This window comes from Pseudomonas sp. LBUM1647 (genome assembly GCF_059716175.1).
Window position 1 is genome coordinate 6,240,663 of record NZ_CP166809.1, and the last position, 17,112, is coordinate 6,257,774.

Annotated in this window: 13 protein-coding genes and 1 tRNA gene; 10 read left to right on the top strand and 4 right to left on the bottom strand. The window is 58.0% G+C overall.

The window, feature by feature from the left end; genetic code table 11:
- The first annotated feature begins 12 nt into the window (after nucleotides 1-12).
- The 3 genes from ACA059_RS28915 (at nucleotide 13) to ACA059_RS28925 (ending at nucleotide 4,130) form a co-directional block, all read left to right on the top strand.
- Nucleotides 13-1,284, top strand: coding sequence for a YeaH/YhbH family protein (locus tag ACA059_RS28915; RefSeq protein ID WP_033056219.1), 1,272 nt, complete (start codon nucleotides 13-15; stop codon nucleotides 1,282-1,284).
- Nucleotides 1,281-2,843 (top strand): SpoVR family protein, encoded by a 1,563-nt coding sequence (locus ACA059_RS28920; protein WP_046045370.1) that lies wholly within the window; start codon nucleotides 1,281-1,283, stop codon nucleotides 2,841-2,843. Before ACA059_RS28915 ends, ACA059_RS28920 begins: the two co-directional genes overlap by 4 nt.
- Before the next feature lie 63 nt (nucleotides 2,844-2,906).
- Nucleotides 2,907-4,130 (top strand): multifunctional CCA addition/repair protein, encoded by a 1,224-nt coding sequence (locus ACA059_RS28925; protein ID WP_497631842.1) that lies wholly within the window; start codon nucleotides 2,907-2,909, stop codon nucleotides 4,128-4,130.
- Between the two features lie 88 nt (nucleotides 4,131-4,218).
- On the opposite strand, the gene folK is transcribed toward ACA059_RS28925, so the two are convergent.
- Entirely contained in the window at nucleotides 4,219-4,737 is a 519-nt protein-coding gene (folK, locus tag ACA059_RS28930; protein WP_497631843.1) for a 2-amino-4-hydroxy-6-hydroxymethyldihydropteridine diphosphokinase, read from the bottom strand.
- The gene (folB, locus tag ACA059_RS28935; protein WP_497631844.1) at nucleotides 4,728-5,084 is read right to left on the bottom strand and encodes a dihydroneopterin aldolase; all 357 of its coding nucleotides are present in this window, start codon (nucleotides 5,082-5,084) and stop codon (nucleotides 4,728-4,730) included. The genes folK and folB overlap by 10 nt, the downstream gene beginning before the upstream one ends.
- 74 nt (nucleotides 5,085-5,158) lie before the next feature.
- Between folB and plsY the strand changes: the two genes are divergently transcribed.
- The gene (gene plsY, locus ACA059_RS28940) at nucleotides 5,159-5,728 is read left to right on the top strand and encodes a glycerol-3-phosphate 1-O-acyltransferase PlsY (RefSeq protein ID WP_095127212.1); all 570 of its coding nucleotides are present in this window, start codon (nucleotides 5,159-5,161) and stop codon (nucleotides 5,726-5,728) included.
- Nucleotides 5,729-5,751: 23 nt separating this feature from the next.
- Here plsY and tsaD read toward each other — a convergent pair whose 3' ends face one another.
- Nucleotides 5,752-6,777, bottom strand: coding sequence for a tRNA (adenosine(37)-N6)-threonylcarbamoyltransferase complex transferase subunit TsaD (gene tsaD, locus ACA059_RS28945; protein WP_497631845.1), 1,026 nt, complete (start codon nucleotides 6,775-6,777; stop codon nucleotides 5,752-5,754).
- A gap of 199 nt (nucleotides 6,778-6,976) precedes the next feature.
- On the opposite strand from tsaD, the gene rpsU reads away from it, so the two are divergent.
- From rpsU to ACA059_RS28975, 6 genes are all read left to right on the top strand, one after another.
- Complete coding sequence (gene rpsU / locus ACA059_RS28950) at nucleotides 6,977-7,192, top strand: 30S ribosomal protein S21 (protein ID WP_002551877.1); 216 nt, start codon at nucleotides 6,977-6,979, stop codon at nucleotides 7,190-7,192.
- Nucleotides 7,193-7,674: 482 nt separating this feature from the next.
- Nucleotides 7,675-9,642, top strand: coding sequence for a DNA primase (gene dnaG, locus ACA059_RS28955; protein WP_497631846.1), 1,968 nt, complete (start codon nucleotides 7,675-7,677; stop codon nucleotides 9,640-9,642).
- 67 nt (nucleotides 9,643-9,709) lie between these two features.
- Nucleotides 9,710-11,560 carry an RNA polymerase sigma factor RpoD gene (gene rpoD / locus ACA059_RS28960; RefSeq protein WP_497631847.1) on the top strand — a complete coding sequence of 617 codons (1,851 nt, stop codon included), beginning with the start codon at nucleotides 9,710-9,712 and terminating at the stop codon, nucleotides 11,558-11,560.
- A gap of 122 nt (nucleotides 11,561-11,682) precedes the next feature.
- Entirely contained in the window at nucleotides 11,683-15,429 is a 3,747-nt protein-coding gene (locus ACA059_RS28965) for an EAL domain-containing protein (RefSeq protein WP_497631848.1), read from the top strand.
- A gap of 15 nt (nucleotides 15,430-15,444) precedes the next feature.
- Nucleotides 15,445-15,521 (top strand) — tRNA-Ile (locus tag ACA059_RS28970).
- 405 nt (nucleotides 15,522-15,926) lie between these two features.
- Nucleotides 15,927-16,247, top strand: a complete 321-nt coding sequence (locus ACA059_RS28975) for a DUF3077 domain-containing protein (protein ID WP_497631849.1) — start codon at nucleotides 15,927-15,929, stop codon at nucleotides 16,245-16,247.
- A gap of 79 nt (nucleotides 16,248-16,326) precedes the next feature.
- Here the strand turns inward: ACA059_RS28975 and ACA059_RS28980 are convergent, their stop codons facing one another.
- Entirely contained in the window at nucleotides 16,327-17,007 is a 681-nt protein-coding gene (locus ACA059_RS28980; RefSeq protein WP_497631850.1) for a peptidase M41, read from the bottom strand.
- Between the last annotated feature and the right edge of the window lie 105 nt (nucleotides 17,008-17,112).

The window sequence follows — 17,112 nt, forward strand, 5'->3', positions numbered from 1 at the left end:
TAAGGAGCAGTCATGAGCTATGTGATCGACCGACGTCTCAATGGCAAGAACAAGAGCACGGTGAACCGTCAGCGGTTTCTGCGGCGTTACCGTGATCACATCAAAAAGGCTGTCGAAGAGGCGGTCAGCCGGCGCTCCATTACCGATATGGAACACGGCGAACAGATCAGCATCCCCGGCCGCGACATTGACGAGCCGGTGCTTCACCACGGTCGCGGTGGCAAGCAGACCGTCGTGCACCCGGGCAACAAGGAGTTCACCAGCGGCGAGCACATTGCCCGCCCGCCCGGAGGTGGCGGTGGCAGAGGCCCCGGCAAGGCTGGCAACTCGGGCGAAGGGATGGACGAATTCGTCTTCCAGATCACCCAGGAGGAATTCCTCGAATTCATGTTCGAGGACCTTGAGCTACCGAACCTGGTCAAGCGCAACCTGACCGGCACCGACACCTTCAAGACCGTTCGTGCAGGGATAAGTAACGAGGGCAATCCGTCGCGGATCAACATCATCCGCACCTTGCGATCGGCCCATGCACGGCGAATCGCCCTGTCTGGCAGCAGCCGGGCAAAATTGCGCGAAGCCAAAGAAGAACTGCTGCGACTCAAGCGTGATGAGCCAGACAACTTCGGCGATATTCAGGAAGTCGAAGCAGAAATCGAAAAACTCAGTGCGCGCATTCATCGCGTACCGTTCCTCGATACCTTCGACCTCAAGTACAACCTGCTCATCAAGCAACCCAACCCCAGTTCCAAAGCGGTGATGTTCTGCCTGATGGACGTGTCCGGCTCCATGACCCAAGCGACCAAGGACATCGCCAAGCGTTTCTTTATCCTGCTGTACCTGTTTCTCAAGCGTAACTACGACAAGATCGACGTCGTGTTCATCCGCCACCACACCAGTGCCAGGGAAGTGGATGAAGAGGAGTTTTTCTATTCTCGCGAAACCGGCGGCACCATCGTTTCCAGCGCCTTGAAACTGATGCAGGAGATCATGGCCGAACGCTATCCGAGCAATGAGTGGAACATCTATGCCGCCCAGGCCTCCGACGGCGATAACTGGAACGACGACTCGCCAATCTGCCGCGACATTCTGATCAACCAGATCATGCCGTTCGTGCAGTACTACACTTACGTTGAGATCACCCCGCGCGAACATCAGGCCTTGTGGTTCGAGTACGAACGCATCGCCGAAGCCTTCTCTGACACTTTTGCCCAGCAACAACTGGTCTCGGCCGGGGATATCTATCCGGTCTTCCGTGAACTCTTCCAGCGCAGGTTAGTGACATGACCGCCAAAGAGCAGAAGCGCCAACCCATTTCCACCGGCTCCGAATGGACGTTCGAGCTGATCCAGGCCTACGACAAAGAAATCAGTCGTCTGGCGGCTCGCTACGCGCTCGATACTTACCCTAACCAGATCGAAGTGATCACCGCCGAGCAGATGATGGACGCCTATGCCTCCGTCGGCATGCCGCTGGGTTATCACCATTGGTCCTACGGCAAACACTTCCTCAGCACAGAGAAATCCTACAGTCGCGGCCAGATGGGGCTGGCGTACGAGATCGTGATCAACTCAGACCCGTGCATCGCCTATTTGATGGAAGAAAACACCATCTGTATGCAGGCGTTGGTTGTCGCCCATGCGTGCTACGGGCACAACAGCTTTTTCAAAGGCAACTACCTGTTCCGCACCTGGACTGACGCCAGTTCGATCATCGATTACCTGGTCTTCGCCAAGCAGTACATCATGCAATGCGAAGAGCGCCACGGTATCGACGCGGTCGAGGACCTGCTGGATTCCTGCCACGCCCTGATGAACTATGGAGTCGATCGTTACAAACGCCCGTATCCGATTTCCGCCGAAGAAGAACGTCGTCGGCAAAAGGACCGGGAAGAGCATTTGCAGAAACAGATCAACGACCTGTGGCGGACCATTCCAAAAGGTGCAGACAAGTACAGCGACAAGGACAACGCGCGCTTCCCCGCCGAACCTCAGGAAAATATTCTCTACTTCATCGAAAAACATGCACCGCTGCTGGAGCCATGGCAACGGGAAATCGTGCGGATCGTGCGCAAGATAGCTCAGTATTTCTACCCGCAACGTCAGACTCAGGTGATGAACGAAGGCTGGGCCACGTTCTGGCATTACACCCTGATGAACGACCTGTATGACGAAGGCCTGGTGACCGACGGCTTCATGATGGAGTTTTTGACGTCCCACACCAGCGTGGTCTATCAACCCGGCTTCGACAGCCCCTATTACAACGGCATCAACCCCTACACCCTGGGTTTTGCCATGTACCGGGACATTCGCCGCATGTGTGAACACCCTACCGAAGAGGATTACCGCTGGTTCCCCGAGATTGCCGGCACCGACTGGCTGTCGAGCATCAAGTTCGCCATGAGCAGCTTCAAGGATGAAAGCTTCATCCTGCAGTACCTGTCACCCCAGGTGATCCGTGACCTGAAGTTGTTCAGCATTCTTGATGACGATCAGAAGGACGATCTGCTGGTCCCGGCCATTCATGACGAAGGTGGCTACCGCATCATCCGTGAAACCCTGGCGGCGCAGTACAACCTCGGCAATCGTGAACCCAACGTGCAGATTTACAGCATCGACCGACGTGGTGACCGCTCCCTGACCTTGCGTCACCAGCAACACGACCGCAAACCGCTGGGCGAGTCCACCGAGGAAGTGCTCAAACACCTGCACCGCCTCTGGGGCTTTGATATTCATCTGGAAACCCTGCAAGGCGACCAGGTGATGAAAACCCATCATGTTCCGCCCAGAGGTGAGCACAGCGAAGGGGATTACGGCCGACTGGACCTGGCTGTTATCCATCTTTGATCCTGTTTCCGCCTCCGGAGGTTCGACGCAAAGGTTATTCTGTCGGGCTAACGGAGGTTTTTTATGCAGATTTATAAAGTCGGCGGCGCGGTACGTGATCGCCTGCTGGGCAAGCCTGTCACCGACATCGATTGGGTTGTGGTTGGCGCCACCACTGAAGAAATGCTCGCCAAGGGCTTTCGCCCGGTGGGTGCGGATTTCCCGGTATTTCTTCATCCGAAAAGTGGTGAGGAATACGCCCTCGCCCGGACCGAGCGCAAAAGCGGACGCGGTTACGGCGGCTTTACCTTTCACGCCAGCCCCGAAGTCACCCTCGAAGAAGACCTGATTCGCCGTGACCTGACCATCAATGCCATGGCCGAAGACGATCAGCAGAACCTGACCGATCCCTACCACGGCCAGCGCGATCTCGAGGCGCGCTTGCTTCGTCACGTTTCCCCCGCGTTCGCCGAAGATCCGCTCAGGGTTCTGCGTGTTGCCCGCTTCGCTGCTCGTTATTCGGGGCTCGGTTTCACCGTCGCGCCGGAGACACTGGAACTGATGCACCAACTCAGCGAATCAGGCGAACTGGAAGCCTTGACCGCCGAACGCAGTTGGAAGGAAATTTCCCGCGCCCTGATGGAAGATCAGCCACAGGTGTTCATCGAAGTGCTGCGCGAGTGTCGCGCTCTCAAGGTATTGATGCCGGAAGTCGATGCCCTGTTCGGCGTACCGCAACCGGAAGCCCACCACCCGGAAATCGACACGGGCGTGCACACCCTGAGCGTGCTGGAGCAAGCGGCAAAGCATGAACAACCACTCACCGTACGCTGGGCCTGCCTACTGCACGACCTCGGCAAAGGACTGACGCCCGAGGAAGAATGGCCCCGACACATTGCCCATGAGCACAAGGGCTTGAAGCTGATCAAAGCGGTCAACGAACGCTTCAAGGTGCCGAAGGACTGTCAGGAGCTGGCACTGCTGGTGGGCGAATATCACACCCACGGCCATCGCGCGCTGGAGCTGAAGCCGTCGACGTTGCTGGAGTTGCTGCAGAGTTTTGACGTTTACCGTCGGCCGCAGCGGTTCGAGGAATTTATCGCGGCGTGCGAGATGGACGCGCGTGGACGCAAAGGATTGGAGCAGCGAAGTTATCCACAGGCGGATTATATGCGGGGGGCGGCGAATGCTGCTCGGACCGTGGCGGTTCAGCCGTTGCTGGAGAAGGGATTCAAAGGACCGGAGCTGGGTGAGGCGATCAAGCGCGAACGATTCAAGGCATTGAAGGCCTACAAAGAAAAAGCCTAAGCAAGAGCAAAAGATCGCAGCCTTCGGCAGCTCCTACAGGGCGCGCATCAATCCATGTAGGCGCTGCCGAAGGCTGCGATCTTTTGCTTTACAGCAAATCTGAGGACGTCAGCGGCTCACCGCGCCATTCGAACGCCACCGGCGCCAACACCTGATCAATCTGCGCCTCGCGCCACAACGTCGCAAAGCTCTTGCCTACACCCGGATGCACGCGATCCGGCGCAATCAGCGACAACGGCCACAGCACGAAGGCATTTTTCAGAATCTCTGCCCGCGGCAGGATCAAACCATCGAAGTTGCCCACCAGATCGCCGAATAGCAAAACGTCGATATCCAGCGGCAAACCCTTGCGATCCGGCGCATAACGGCCGTTGTCCGCCTCGATGAATTTCAGCCGGCGATCCAGCTCCATCAGCGGCAAATCGGTAAAAGCCGACACCACAAAATTGAAGAATGGCCCGCTCTTGATCCCCACCGGCTGGCTTTCGAACACCGCCGAGCAGCGTATATCCACCAGAAAACCCGCCAAGGCTTCCAGGCCAGCCTGCAAATGGGATTCGCGCTCGATATTGCTACCGAGCCCGAGATACACCTGAGTCAGCGACATCCGCGCTCGATCTCCACGCCCACACCGCCCGTGGCAGCCGGGATGGCGCCTGGCTTGGTCAGCTTGAGGCGCATCCAGGTGATGTTGAATTCGCTCATCAGGACTTCAGCCAGACGCTCGGCGAACGTCTCGACCAGCTGGAACTTCGCCTGCTCGGCAAAAGCCTGGATACGCGACGACACACTGGCGTAATCGAGCGCCAGCGTCAGGTCATCACCGGCGGCGGCCGGGCGATTATCCCAGGCGAAACTCAGATCAAGACGCAAGCACTGTCGGATGCCTCGCTCCCAGTCGTAGGCACCAATCACGGTGTCGACTTCCAGGCCCTCGATAAACACTCTGTCCAAGCACTTTTCTCCGCTGCACGACAAGGGCGCAATGCGCCGTTAGAATCAGGGCGTCCTCGCCCGGAATAGTTAGCATGTTTTGGTTACTGGCGACTCTCGCCTACCTGCTCGGCTCTCTGTCCTTCGCCATTTTGCTCAGCCGCCTGACCGGTAAACCCGATCCGCGAATGAGTGGCTCGGGCAATGCCGGCGCCACCAACATGTTGCGTCTGGCCGGCAAAAAACTTGCCGTCCTGACCTTGATCGGGGACCTCTTCAAAGGCCTGCTACCCGTACTGATCGCCGGCGTTGCGGGCCTTTCGCTTCAGGAACAGGCCTGGATCGGCGTCTGTGCCGTCATCGGTCACCTGTTCCCGTTGTACTTTCGCTTCCGCGGCGGCAAGGGGGTCGCCACCTCGGCCGGCATGCTGCTGGGGCTGTACCCGCCCGCCGCACTGCTAGCGGTCTGCGCCTGGCTGCTGACGTTCTACCTGACTCGCACCAGCTCACTGGCGGCCTTGATCGCCACACCGCTGACCCTGCCGCTGCTGGCCTGGCAAGAACCGGCGGCACTGCTGCCCATGAGCGCTCTCACGGGACTGATTGTCTGGCGTCATCGGGGCAATCTACGCGACCTGTTTGCCGGGCGCGAACGGCATTTTTAATTACCGGGCATGAGCGCCGCTCATCACAGCGCCGACAATTGCTCCATCGGCCAACGCGCCTGCACGCTGATCGCCAGGCTTTCATGCTGACCGGCCTGCAAACGCTGGCAGCCGGCAAAAGCAATCATCGCGCCGTTGTCGGTGCAGAACTCCGGACGAGCATAAAAAACATCGCCCTTCATGTCGCCGAGCATCTTCTCCAGTGAGGTACGCAGTGCCTTGTTGGCGCTGACGCCGCCAGCGATCACCAGACGCTTCATACCGGCCTGTTTCAGGGCACGCTTGCACTTGATGGTCAAAGTCTCCACCACGGCCTGCTGGAACGCCAGCGAGATGTCGCAACGGGCTTGCTCGTTGTCGTCCCCGGCGCTGACGCTCTGCTGCCAAGTGTTCAGGGCGAAGGTTTTCAAGCCACTGAAGCTGAAAGCCAGCCCTGGACGGTCGCACATCGGACGCGGAAAGGTGAAACGCCCTGCGACGCCCTTTTCTGCCAGTTTCGCGATTTCCGGGCCACCCGGATAATTGAGGCCCATCATCTTCGCGGTCTTGTCAAAAGCTTCACCGGCGGCATCGTCGAGGGTCTCACCCAAGAGCGTGTATTGACCGATCCCGTCTACCTGAACCAGCTGTGTATGACCGCCCGACACCAACAAAGCGACGAACGGGAATTCCGGTGGTTGCGACTCCAGCATGGGCGCCAGCAGGTGACCTTCCATGTGGTGCACACCCAGCGCCGGAATGCCCCAGGCGAAGGCCAGAGCCTGGGCACAGGAGGCGCCCACCAGCAAGGCACCGACCAAGCCAGGACCCGCGGTATAAGCGATGGCATCGATCTCGGTCGGCACACAGTCAGCTTCCGCCAACACCTGACGAATCAAGGGCAGCATGCGCTTGACGTGGTCACGCGAAGCCAGCTCCGGCACTACCCCGCCATAGGCACGGTGCAGGTCGATCTGACTGAACAGCGCGTCGGCCAGCAGGCCGCGTTCACTGTCATATAATGCGACACCGGTTTCGTCGCAGGAGGTTTCTAATCCCAGTACTAGCATGGGTTTGCGCCTTGTTTAGGCTGAATTCGAAGGCGCGCATAATAGTCGCCACGTGATGCCCCGACTAGCGGTTTTCGATCAGAGGCTTTGCATTCCGGTCAATGAGGGGTTAACATCCGCAACCCTTAAAAACCGACGTCTTCAAGTGCTCTTTTGCCACGAGGATGTTGACCCCGGTAATGAATGAAGGTAGCTCTGGATGCCAGCCGTCAAAGTAAAAGAGAACGAACCCTTCGACGTAGCTCTGCGTCGTTTCAAGCGCTCCTGCGAAAAAGCCGGTGTACTGGCTGAAGTTCGTAGCCGCGAATTCTACGAGAAGCCTACTTCTGAGCGTAAGCGCAAAGCAGCAGCCGCTGTTAAGCGTCACGCCAAGAAAGTTCAGCGCGAACAGCGCCGCGCCGTTCGTCTGTACTAATACACAGACGTTCGTAGCAAGCTTCTGCCAAGCCCGGCCCTCAGCCGGGCTAATGGCATTTGCGGACAACGCTTGATGCTTCACCGTCAAAGCCGCACACGCGACCGAGACAAATCTGCTTCACAGCGTCAGACCTGGCTCTTTTGCCAGCGGTGCACGTCTTTTCTGACGAGCCTTCCAAGGCTACTGACGAGCACACCCACTGATTCCTCTCACGACGATCAGCCCAAGGCACCTTCTTGCGTGCCAGCTTATGAGCTATCCGAGGCCATCGACAGGCCGCAGCCGGATTCAGCGCAACACTTTCAAATAGTCGAATACTGATTGGTACTAACGTCAGTGGATTTTCGGCAGATACACTTCCCGACAGCGATTACGCAGACGACACTGGTCGAGCCGCACATTTTGCGCGCCTCAAACAACGACCCGCGCTCAGCCGCTATTCGTTTCGGATCCATTGCAGCGCAGATGACGAGAACGCCATGGCCGGGCTAATTCCCCAGAGCTTCATTGACGACCTTCTGAACCGCACCGACATCGTCGATGTGGTCAGCTCGCGCCTGCAAATGAAAAAGGCTGGCAAGAATTACACCGCCTGCTGCCCGTTTCACAAAGAGAAAACCCCCTCCTTCAGCGTCAGCCCCGACAAGCAGTTCTACTACTGCTTCGGCTGCGGGGCCGGCGGCAACGCCCTCGGCTTCATGATGGACCACGACAATCTGGATTTCGTCCAGGCTGTCGAAGAACTGGCCAAAGCCGCCGGCATGGAAATCCCCCGCGAAGAAAGCGGACGGCCGCACAAACCGCGGCAGCCGACCGATTCGCCGCTCTACCCGCTACTCACTGCCGCCGCCGACTTTTACCGCCAGGCACTGAAAAGCCATCCATCGCGAAAAGCAGCTGTGGATTACTTGAAAGGTCGCGGACTGACCGGCGAAATCGCCCGAGACTTCGGCCTCGGCTTTGCCCCGCCCGGTTGGGACAACCTGTTCAAGCACTTGAGCAGCGATACCCTGCAACAGAAAGCCATGATCGATGCTGGCCTGCTGATCGAGAACGCCGAAACCGGCAAACGCTATGACCGCTTCCGCGATCGCGTGATGTTCCCGATCCGTGACAGCCGCGGACGAATCATCGCTTTCGGCGGCCGGGTTTTGGGCGACGACAAGCCTAAATACCTGAACTCACCGGAAACCCCGGTATTCCATAAGGGCCAGGAACTCTACGGCCTTTATGAAGCACGCAAGAACAACCGCAACCTCGACGAAATCATCGTTGTCGAAGGCTACATGGATGTCATCGCCCTCGCACAGCAAGGCCTGCGCAATGCCGTCGCGACCTTGGGCACCGCCACCAGCGAAGAGCACTTGAAGCGGTTGTTTCGCGTCGTGCCCAACGTGCTGTTCTGTTTCGACGGCGATCAGGCAGGTCGAAATGCCGCCTGGCGGGCATTGGAGGCAGCGCTGCCGAGCCTGCAGGACGGGCGGCGCGCACGCTTTCTATTCCTTCCCGAAGGCGAAGACCCGGACACGCTGGTTCGCTCCGAAGGCACCGATGCCTTCCGCGCACGGATCAACCAGCACGCCCAACCATTAGCGGATTATTTTTTTCAACAGCTGACCGAGGAATCGGACCCACGCTCGCTCGAAGGCAAGGCCCACATGGCCACTCTCGCCGCGCCACTGATCGACAAAGTCCCGGGGGCGAACCTGCGCATCCTGATGCGTCAGCGCCTGACCGAAATTACCGGGCTTAGCGGTGAAGCCGTGAGCCAACTGGTTCAAAGCGCACCTCAGGAGGCGCCGCCGGCGTACGACCCGGGCATCGATTACGACGCCATGCCGGATTACAGCGACTACCATCAGCCGCAGGCACAAGAGTTGTATGTGCCGCAGCAGGAATGGACGCCGAAGAAACCCGGCGCCGGCGGCAAAAAATGGGACAAAAAACCGTGGGACAAAAACGGCAAACGCGGTGGTGATCACGATCAACCCCGCGCGCCACGGGTGCCGGCCGCTGTAGAGCCGCCGACCCTGGCCGCCTTGCGCACGCTATTGCATCACCCGCAATTGGCCGAGAAAGTCGAGGATGCCGGGCACTTTGCTGCCGAGGATCACACCAACACGCAATTACTGGTGGCCCTTCTCGAAGCCGTACAGAAGAATCCCAAGCTAAACTCATTTCAGTTGATTGCACGCTGGCACGGTACGGAGCAAGGACGTTTGCTCAAGGCGCTGGCGGAAAAGGAATGGCTGATTGACGGAGATAACCTTGAACAACAGTTTTTCGACACCATTACTAGCTTGTCAGCCCGCCAACGCGAGCGAAACCTGGAACAACTTCTCAGGAAAGCACGTCAAAGTGAACTGAGTGCCGAAGAGAAAAATCAACTGCGCGACCTATTAAGTCGCAATGTTTCCGCAACAAGCCCGACCTCAACTGGCGCGTGAGGTCATAGCTCAGGTATAATCCTCGGCTTGTTTTTTGCCCGCCAAGACCTTCAGTGGATAGGGTGTTATGTCCGGAAAAGCGCAACAGCAGTCTCGTATCAAAGAGTTGATCACACTTGGTCGTGAGCAGGGTTACCTGACTTACGCGGAGGTCAACGACCACCTGCCGGAGGATATTTCAGATCCGGAACAGGTGGAAGACATCATCCGCATGATCAATGACATGGGGATCAACGTATTCGAGGTTGCGCCAGATAAGGATTCCCTTATGCTGGCCGACGCCGATACCGACGAAGCCGCGGCCGAAGAGGCAGCAGCAGCGTTGGCAGCGGTCGAGACCGACATTGGTCGCACCACCGACCCAGTGCGCATGTACATGCGTGAAATGGGTACGGTAGAGCTCCTCACACGTGAAGGCGAAATCGAAATCGCCAAACGTATTGAAGAGGGCATCCGCGAAGTGATGGGCGCAATTGCGCACTTCCCTGGCACGGTTGACCATATTCTCTCCGAATACACTCGCGTCACCACCGAAGGTGGCCGCCTGTCCGACGTCCTGAGCGGTTATATCGACCCGGACGACGGCATTGCGCCGCCTGCTGCAGAAGTGCCGCCGCCTGTCGACCCGAAAGCCGTGAAAGCGGACGACGACACCGACGACGACGACGCTGAAGCCAGCACCGACGACGAAGAAGAAGCCGAAAGCGGTCCGGATCCGGTCATCGCAGCTCAGCGCTTTGGCGCTGTCTCCGATCAGATGGAAATCACCCGCAAGGCGCTGAAAAAGCACGGTCGTGGCAACAAGCTGGCAATTGCCGAGCTGGTGCTTCTGGCTGAGCTGTTCATGCCGATCAAACTGGTTCCGAAGCAATTCGAAGGCCTGGTCGAGCGTGTTCGCAGTGCCCTGGATCGTCTGCGTCAGCAAGAGCGCGCGATCATGCAACTTTGCGTTCGTGATGCTCGTATGCCGCGTGCCGACTTCCTGCGCCAGTTCCCGGGCAACGAAGTCGACGAAAGCTGGACCGAAGCACTGGCCAAAGGCAAAAGCAAATACGCTGAAGCCATTGGTCGCCTGCAACCGGACATCATTCGTTGCCAGCAGAAGCTGACCGCGCTGCAAACCGAAACCGGTTTGACGATCGCCGAGATCAAGGACATCAACCGTCGCATGTCGATCGGTGAGGCCAAGGCCCGCCGCGCGAAGAAAGAGATGGTAGAAGCGAACTTGCGTCTGGTGATCTCCATCGCCAAGAAGTACACCAACCGTGGCCTGCAATTCCTCGATCTGATCCAGGAAGGCAACATCGGTTTGATGAAAGCGGTAGACAAGTTCGAATACCGCCGCGGCTACAAGTTCTCGACTTATGCCACCTGGTGGATCCGTCAGGCGATCACTCGCTCGATCGCCGACCAGGCCCGCACCATCCGTATTCCGGTGCACATGATCGAGACGATCAACAAGCTCAACCGCATTTCCCGCCAGATGTTGCAGGAAATGGGTCGCGAACCGACCCCGGAAGAGCTGGGCGAACGCATGGAAATGCCTGAGGACAAGATCCGCAAGGTATTGAAGATCGCTAAAGAGCCGATCTCCATGGAAACCCCGATCGGTGATGACGAAGACTCCCATTTGGGTGACTTCATCGAAGACTCGACCATGCAGTCGCCAATCGATGTCGCCACTGTTGAGAGCCTTAAAGAAGCGACTCGCGAAGTTCTGTCCGGCCTCACTGCCCGTGAAGCCAAGGTTCTGCGCATGCGCTTCGGTATCGACATGAATACCGACCACACCCTCGAGGAGGTTGGTAAGCAGTTCGACGTGACCCGTGAACGGATTCGTCAGATCGAAGCCAAGGCGCTGCGCAAGCTGCGCCACCCGACGAGAAGCGAGCATTTGCGCTCCTTCCTCGACGAGTAACAACAAAACCCCCGGCCCAGGCCGGGGGTTTTGCTTTTATACAGATTAAATCCCCCGCACCTCCCTCCCTCCGAATTGCCCGTCTACACTCGAAACATTCCCCGAGCCATAACGAGACCGTTATGCCCAGACTGCCGACCGTGCTTTTTTTGCTGTCGCTATTGACCTGGACCGCAACGGCTGGCGCGCTGACTCTGACCGACGAAGAACGTAGCTGGCTGGCGGCTCACCCGGACTTGCGCCTGGGTGTCGATGCGTCATGGCCACCCTTCGAGTTTCGCGACGATCAGGGCCGTTATCAGGGCCTTGCAGCAGACTATATCGACCGGATCCGTCAACGCCTGGCCATCAAGCTCACGCCCATCGAGCCCGTCAGCTGGACCGTCGTCCTGGAGCAGGCCAAACAAGCCAAGCTGGACCTGTTGCCCGGTATCATGTCGACCCCGGAGCGCCAGACTTACCTGTCATTCACCCGCCCCTACCTGGACTTTCCGATTGTCATCCTTGCCCATGTCGGAGGCCCCCAGCCACGCAAACTCGAAGACTTATACGGTCTGAAAGTCGCCGTGGTGGAAAACTACGCACCCCACGAGCTGTTGCGCACCCACAATCCCGACCTCAATCTGGTGGCGATGCCCAACGTCAGCTCAGCGCTGCAGGCGCTGGCTACCGATGAAGTGGATGCGGTGGTCGGCGATCTCGCCTCCAGCGTCTGGAGCCTGCGTCAGCTCAAGCTCGACGGGCTCTACGTCAGCGGCGAAACCCCCTATCGCTATCAATTGGCGATGGGCGTGCCCCGGGACAACAAGATACTGGTCGGCATTCTGGATAAAGTCCTGGCGGACATGACCCCGGACGAAATCAATGAGATTCAGGAGCACTGGGTCGGCAACGTCCTCGATCATCGAACATTCTGGAACGATCTGCTGGTTTACGGTCTGCCTGGATTGCTGCTGCTGATCATCGTGCTGGCGATAGTTATCCGGATTAACCGCCGGCTGAGTTCAGAAATTGCCCGGCGGGTCGACCTGGAGCAAGAACTGCGCAGCAGCGAATACCATTACCGCGGGCTGGTGGAGAGCCTTTCGGCCATCGCCTGGGAAGCGCGGATCAGCGATTTCACCTACAGCTATGTGTCCCCCCACGCCGAGGATCTACTCGGTTACCCCTTGTCTCATTGGCTGATTCCGGGCTTCTGGCGCAACATTATCCACCCGGCCGACCTGACTCGCGCCCAGACCTTCTGTGATCACGAAGTACTGGCAGGGCGCGATCACAGCCTCGATTACCGGGTCATCACCGCCGATGGCCGCTGCATTTGGGTGCGCGATATCGTCAGCCTGATCGAGCACGGCCATGAACCGGTGATGCGCGGGCTGATGATCGACATCAGCGAAGCCAAGCGCACCGAAGAGGCGTTGCGCCTGTCGGAACAGAAGTTCGCCTCGGTGTTCCAGCAATGCCCGGACATACTAGTCATCGCGCGACTCTCCGACGGCTGCCTGCTGGAGGTCAACGAAGCGTTCGAAGAACAGATCGGTCTCAAGGCCGAAGACGTCATCGGCCAGACGGCCACCGACCTGAACATCTGGGGCATACCTGGCGTCGGGCCGGGCTTGTTGCAACGGTTGCAGGCCGGCAGCATCCGTAATCTGGAGATGCCCTTTCGCCGCAACAATGGCCAAGTGTTTACCGGTCTGATCTCCGCTGAGCCGTTCGACCTCGATACAACCCCTGCGCTGGTAGTGGTCGTGCGGGACATCAGCCAGCTCAAGGAAACCCAGCAACAGCTGCAAACCTCCGAAGAGAAATTCGCCAAGGCCTTCCATGCCTCACCCGACGGCTTGCTACTGTCACGGCAGAGCGACGGTTTACTGATTGAGGTCAACGAGGGTTTCAGTCGCATTACCGGTTTCAACAGCGCGATGTCCGTGGATCGCTCCGCCCTCGAGCTGGGAATCTGGGTCAATCTCAACGAACGCAAACAGATGCTCGATCTGCTGCACCGGGACGGTTTCGTCCGCGACTTCAGTTGCCATATACGCCGCAGCGACGGACAGATTCGCCTCTGCGAGGTGTCCAGCCGTCCGCTACCGATCGGCGATGAAGATTGCATGCTGACCATCGCCCGGGACATCACCGAGCGACACCTGATGCAGGAGAAGCTGCAGCAAGCCGCCACGGTATTCGAGAGCACCGCCGAAGGTGTATTGATCACCGACACTCAACAGCACATCAGCGCGGTCAACCGTGCGTTTACCGAAATCACCGGCTACAGCGAGAGCGAAGCATTGGGCCACACCCCTCGCCTGCTCGCCTCGGGCCTGCACGACAGCGCGTTTTATGCCGCCATGTGGCATCAACTGACCGCCGAAGGTCATTGGCAGGGCGAAATTTCCAACCGGCGCAAGAATGGCGAGCTCTATCCGAGCTGGCTGACCATCAGTGCGGTGCGCAACCGGGACAAGTTCATCACCCACTTTGTCGCGGTGTTCGCGGACATTTCCAGCCTCAAACACGCCCAGGCCAAGCTCGATTACCAGGCACACCACGACCCGCTGACCGGGCTGCCAAATCGCACGCTGTTCGAGAGCCGATTGCTGACCGCGCTCAACAACCAACAGGAAAACGGCGGCCAGGGCGCGGTGCTGTTCCTGGACCTGGACCGTTTCAAACACATCAACGACAGCCTGGGTCACCCGGTCGGTGACCTGCTGCTCAAGGGCATTGCCGTGCGCCTCAAGGAGCAGTTGCGCGACATCGACACCGTGGCGCGGCTGGGCGGCGACGAATTCATCATCTTGCTGCCCGGGCTGCAGCAATCCAGTGACGCCGACAACATCGCGACCAAATTGCTCAATTGCTTCGGCGCACCGTTCCAGGCTGGCGAACATGAGTTTTTTATCAGCGCCAGTATCGGCACCAGCCTGTATCCCAAGGATGGCTGCGACGTCGCCACGCTGGTCAAGAACGCCGATGCGGCGATGTACCGCTCAAAGGCCAAGGGTCGCAACCGAGTCGAAAGCTACACCCGCGACCTCACCGCTCAAGCCAGCGAGCGAGTGGCACTGGAACATGAACTGCGACGCGCTATCGAGCGCAACGAACTGCACCTCCATTATCAACCGAAGATCAGCCTGGTCGACCATCGCCTGGTCGGCGCAGAAGCGCTCATTCGCTGGCGCCACCCGACCTTCGGCGATGTGCCACCGGAGCACTTCATTCCGCTGGCCGAAGAAAACGGCATGATCCTGCAAATCGGCGATTGGGTTCTCGAAACCGCCTGCCGGCAGATGTTCGAGTGGAATCAGTTTTACGAACCCGTCGGCCCGCTGTCGGTCAACCTCGCGGGCGCTCAATTGCGCCAGCCGAACCTGCTCGGTCGGATCGAACAATTGCTCAAGGACAACCGCCTCAAACCCGGTTTCCTGCAACTGGAAATTACTGAAAACTTCATCATGAGCCAGGCTGAAGAGGCGCTGGCCGTGCTGCATCAACTCAAACACCTGGGCGTACAACTGGCGATCGACGACTTCGGCACCGGTTACTCGTCCCTGAGTTACCTCAAACGTTTGCCGTTGGACATTCTGAAGATCGACCAGTCTTTCGTCCGCGGCCTGCCGGATGATCCCCACGACGCAGCCATCGTTCGCGCCATTATCGCTCTGGGCCGCAGTATGCAATTCACCATCATTGCCGAGGGCGTCGAAACCCTCGCACAGCAGCAATTCCTCGCTGCCGAAGGCTGTGAGCAGATCCAGGGCTATATCGTCAGCCTGCCCTTGCCACCGGAAGAATTTGCCGCGACGTTTCTTCGTATAGCCATTTCAGACTTTTCGGATAGCACAGCCGAGAAACCGTCGCTATAATCCGCGGCCTACTGAGGGCCTATAGCTCAGTTGGTTAGAGCAGAGGACTCATAATCCTTTGGTCCACGGTTCAAGTCCGTGTGGGCCCACCAAACAAGAAAGCCGCGCAATGCGCGGCTTTTTCGTGCCTGATGTTTAATTCAGTTTGCCTCGTGTGTCGCAAAGTCGGATGACGCCCGAAGACCTTGTAGGCAAACTCCGAAAATTGCATTTGGGCGCTTTGCTGCCATGTTGCGCTTTTCTTCGACGGGATACTCTCGGGACGTCGCTGACCATTCAGCGATCGGGCTTGGAAACCCGTCGGATCAAAGCGTAACAGCGCCCCCCAATACGATTGCAGCAGCTTCTTCGCTTGCGATCTTGAGTTATGGCGGCTGTACGTGGGACGCTTTCGGGCGTGCCGGTTTCCTTGGTCCCCGGTTTTCCAACCTGCGTACAGCTGCCACCCATTCGCTTGGAAACGAACGTGGCGGCTCCTTGGATTAAGGAGTTACATCATGACCAAAACAACCGCGTCCGATCCTTCAGAACTGAAAACCATCGGCTTCACCCCCTTGATTTATTGCTCAAATCAAGCGCTGTTCAACGTCCGCGCTGGCGTCCCGATCAGTGATGCGTTGGCCCAGGCTTCCGATCTGCTGTTCCTCGCCAAAGCGCTCGCCGTGGATGCCGCCTACGCAAAAGACACCGACCGCCATGCATGGGCTGCGCATTATCTGACGGCGATGAGTAAGGCTGTGATTGATGATGTGGTGAAGGTGCTGACACGAACTCCTGTTCAGACGAAACAGAAAGCCAACCAGCCGAACAACACATAATCACACCAGAGTTGAAGATTCCCAAAAAGGGACTTATCGCTCCCTTTTTGGGACCTGTCGAGCATGCCACGGTCAGTCGTTATTTTCTGTGCTGACCGGTATCACTGCAGCTGTCAGTCCGAACACTTAACGCCGGAATGGCCTGCACTGATCGCAGCTGTTCAAGCATTGCACCCGTCAACACGACCTCATACGTATCCGCCGCCCTACCCCACTGCTCCACCATGACCATGCCGTCGACCAGCACGCGTCCCAATTCGGTAATCGTATCGGCCAATTCCTCTACGATCGTTTGAGTCCGAAACCACACACGATCAGTAATCTCTTTCAGCTCAGCCGTTATGCGGTCAGACGACGCTGGATCCGTATCGGGATAGGCGATATTACGCAGCAAGTGCCGTAACTCCCTTATCTTTGCGTAATCCTGTTCCGCCCCGAACTCTCCTTTGAGGATGGCTGTCGCTTTCGACTTTTCGACGCGTTTTTCGGGCAAATGCTTTGAAACTAACGCCTGCCCCATAGCGCCAGCAAACAGGACCATCATCCGCGCTTCCACATGTTCCCTCATGGCTTCCATCGACGAAATTGACCGCACCAAGCTAATGGACGCCCCGCCTTGATGCCTTAAGTCCATGGTCACTGTCAGGGTCACGCCGCCTGTTTCAAACCCCAAGGCTCGGGCAATGACGTAGTGCGCCATTTCGTGATTGGCAATCTGCAACGCACGTTCCCGTACAGCGGAAGGCATCTTGTTCGTCATTTCCATCGCCTCGCATCCCTCGATTTCGCATTCGACTACGAGTGACTGTTGCTGTCTATCCTATCGCCATGGGAAGGACAGACGGGTCAGTTCGCTCAGCCAAAA

Bases quoted from the DNA above. Each gene is read 5' to 3' on its own strand.
- ACA059_RS28915 (WP_033056219.1), top strand. From the start codon at position 13: ATGAGCTATGTGATCGACCGACGTCTCAATGGCAAGAACAAGAGCACG.
- ACA059_RS28920 (WP_046045370.1), top strand. From the start codon at position 1,281: ATGACCGCCAAAGAGCAGAAGCGCCAACCCATTTCCACCGGCTCCGAA.
- ACA059_RS28925 (WP_497631842.1), top strand. From the start codon at position 2,907: ATGCAGATTTATAAAGTCGGCGGCGCGGTACGTGATCGCCTGCTGGGC.
- folK (WP_497631843.1), bottom strand. From the start codon at position 4,737: ATGTCGCTGACTCAGGTGTATCTCGGGCTCGGTAGCAATATCGAGCGC.
- plsY (WP_095127212.1), top strand. From the start codon at position 5,159: ATGTTTTGGTTACTGGCGACTCTCGCCTACCTGCTCGGCTCTCTGTCC.
- tsaD (WP_497631845.1), bottom strand. From the start codon at position 6,777: ATGCTAGTACTGGGATTAGAAACCTCCTGCGACGAAACCGGTGTCGCA.
- rpsU (WP_002551877.1), top strand. From the start codon at position 6,977: ATGCCAGCCGTCAAAGTAAAAGAGAACGAACCCTTCGACGTAGCTCTG.
- dnaG (WP_497631846.1), top strand. From the start codon at position 7,675: ATGGCCGGGCTAATTCCCCAGAGCTTCATTGACGACCTTCTGAACCGC.
- rpoD (WP_497631847.1), top strand. From the start codon at position 9,710: ATGTCCGGAAAAGCGCAACAGCAGTCTCGTATCAAAGAGTTGATCACA.
- ACA059_RS28965 (WP_497631848.1), top strand. From the start codon at position 11,683: ATGCCCAGACTGCCGACCGTGCTTTTTTTGCTGTCGCTATTGACCTGG.
- ACA059_RS28975 (WP_497631849.1), top strand. From the start codon at position 15,927: ATGACCAAAACAACCGCGTCCGATCCTTCAGAACTGAAAACCATCGGC.
- ACA059_RS28980 (WP_497631850.1), bottom strand. From the start codon at position 17,007: ATGACGAACAAGATGCCTTCCGCTGTACGGGAACGTGCGTTGCAGATT.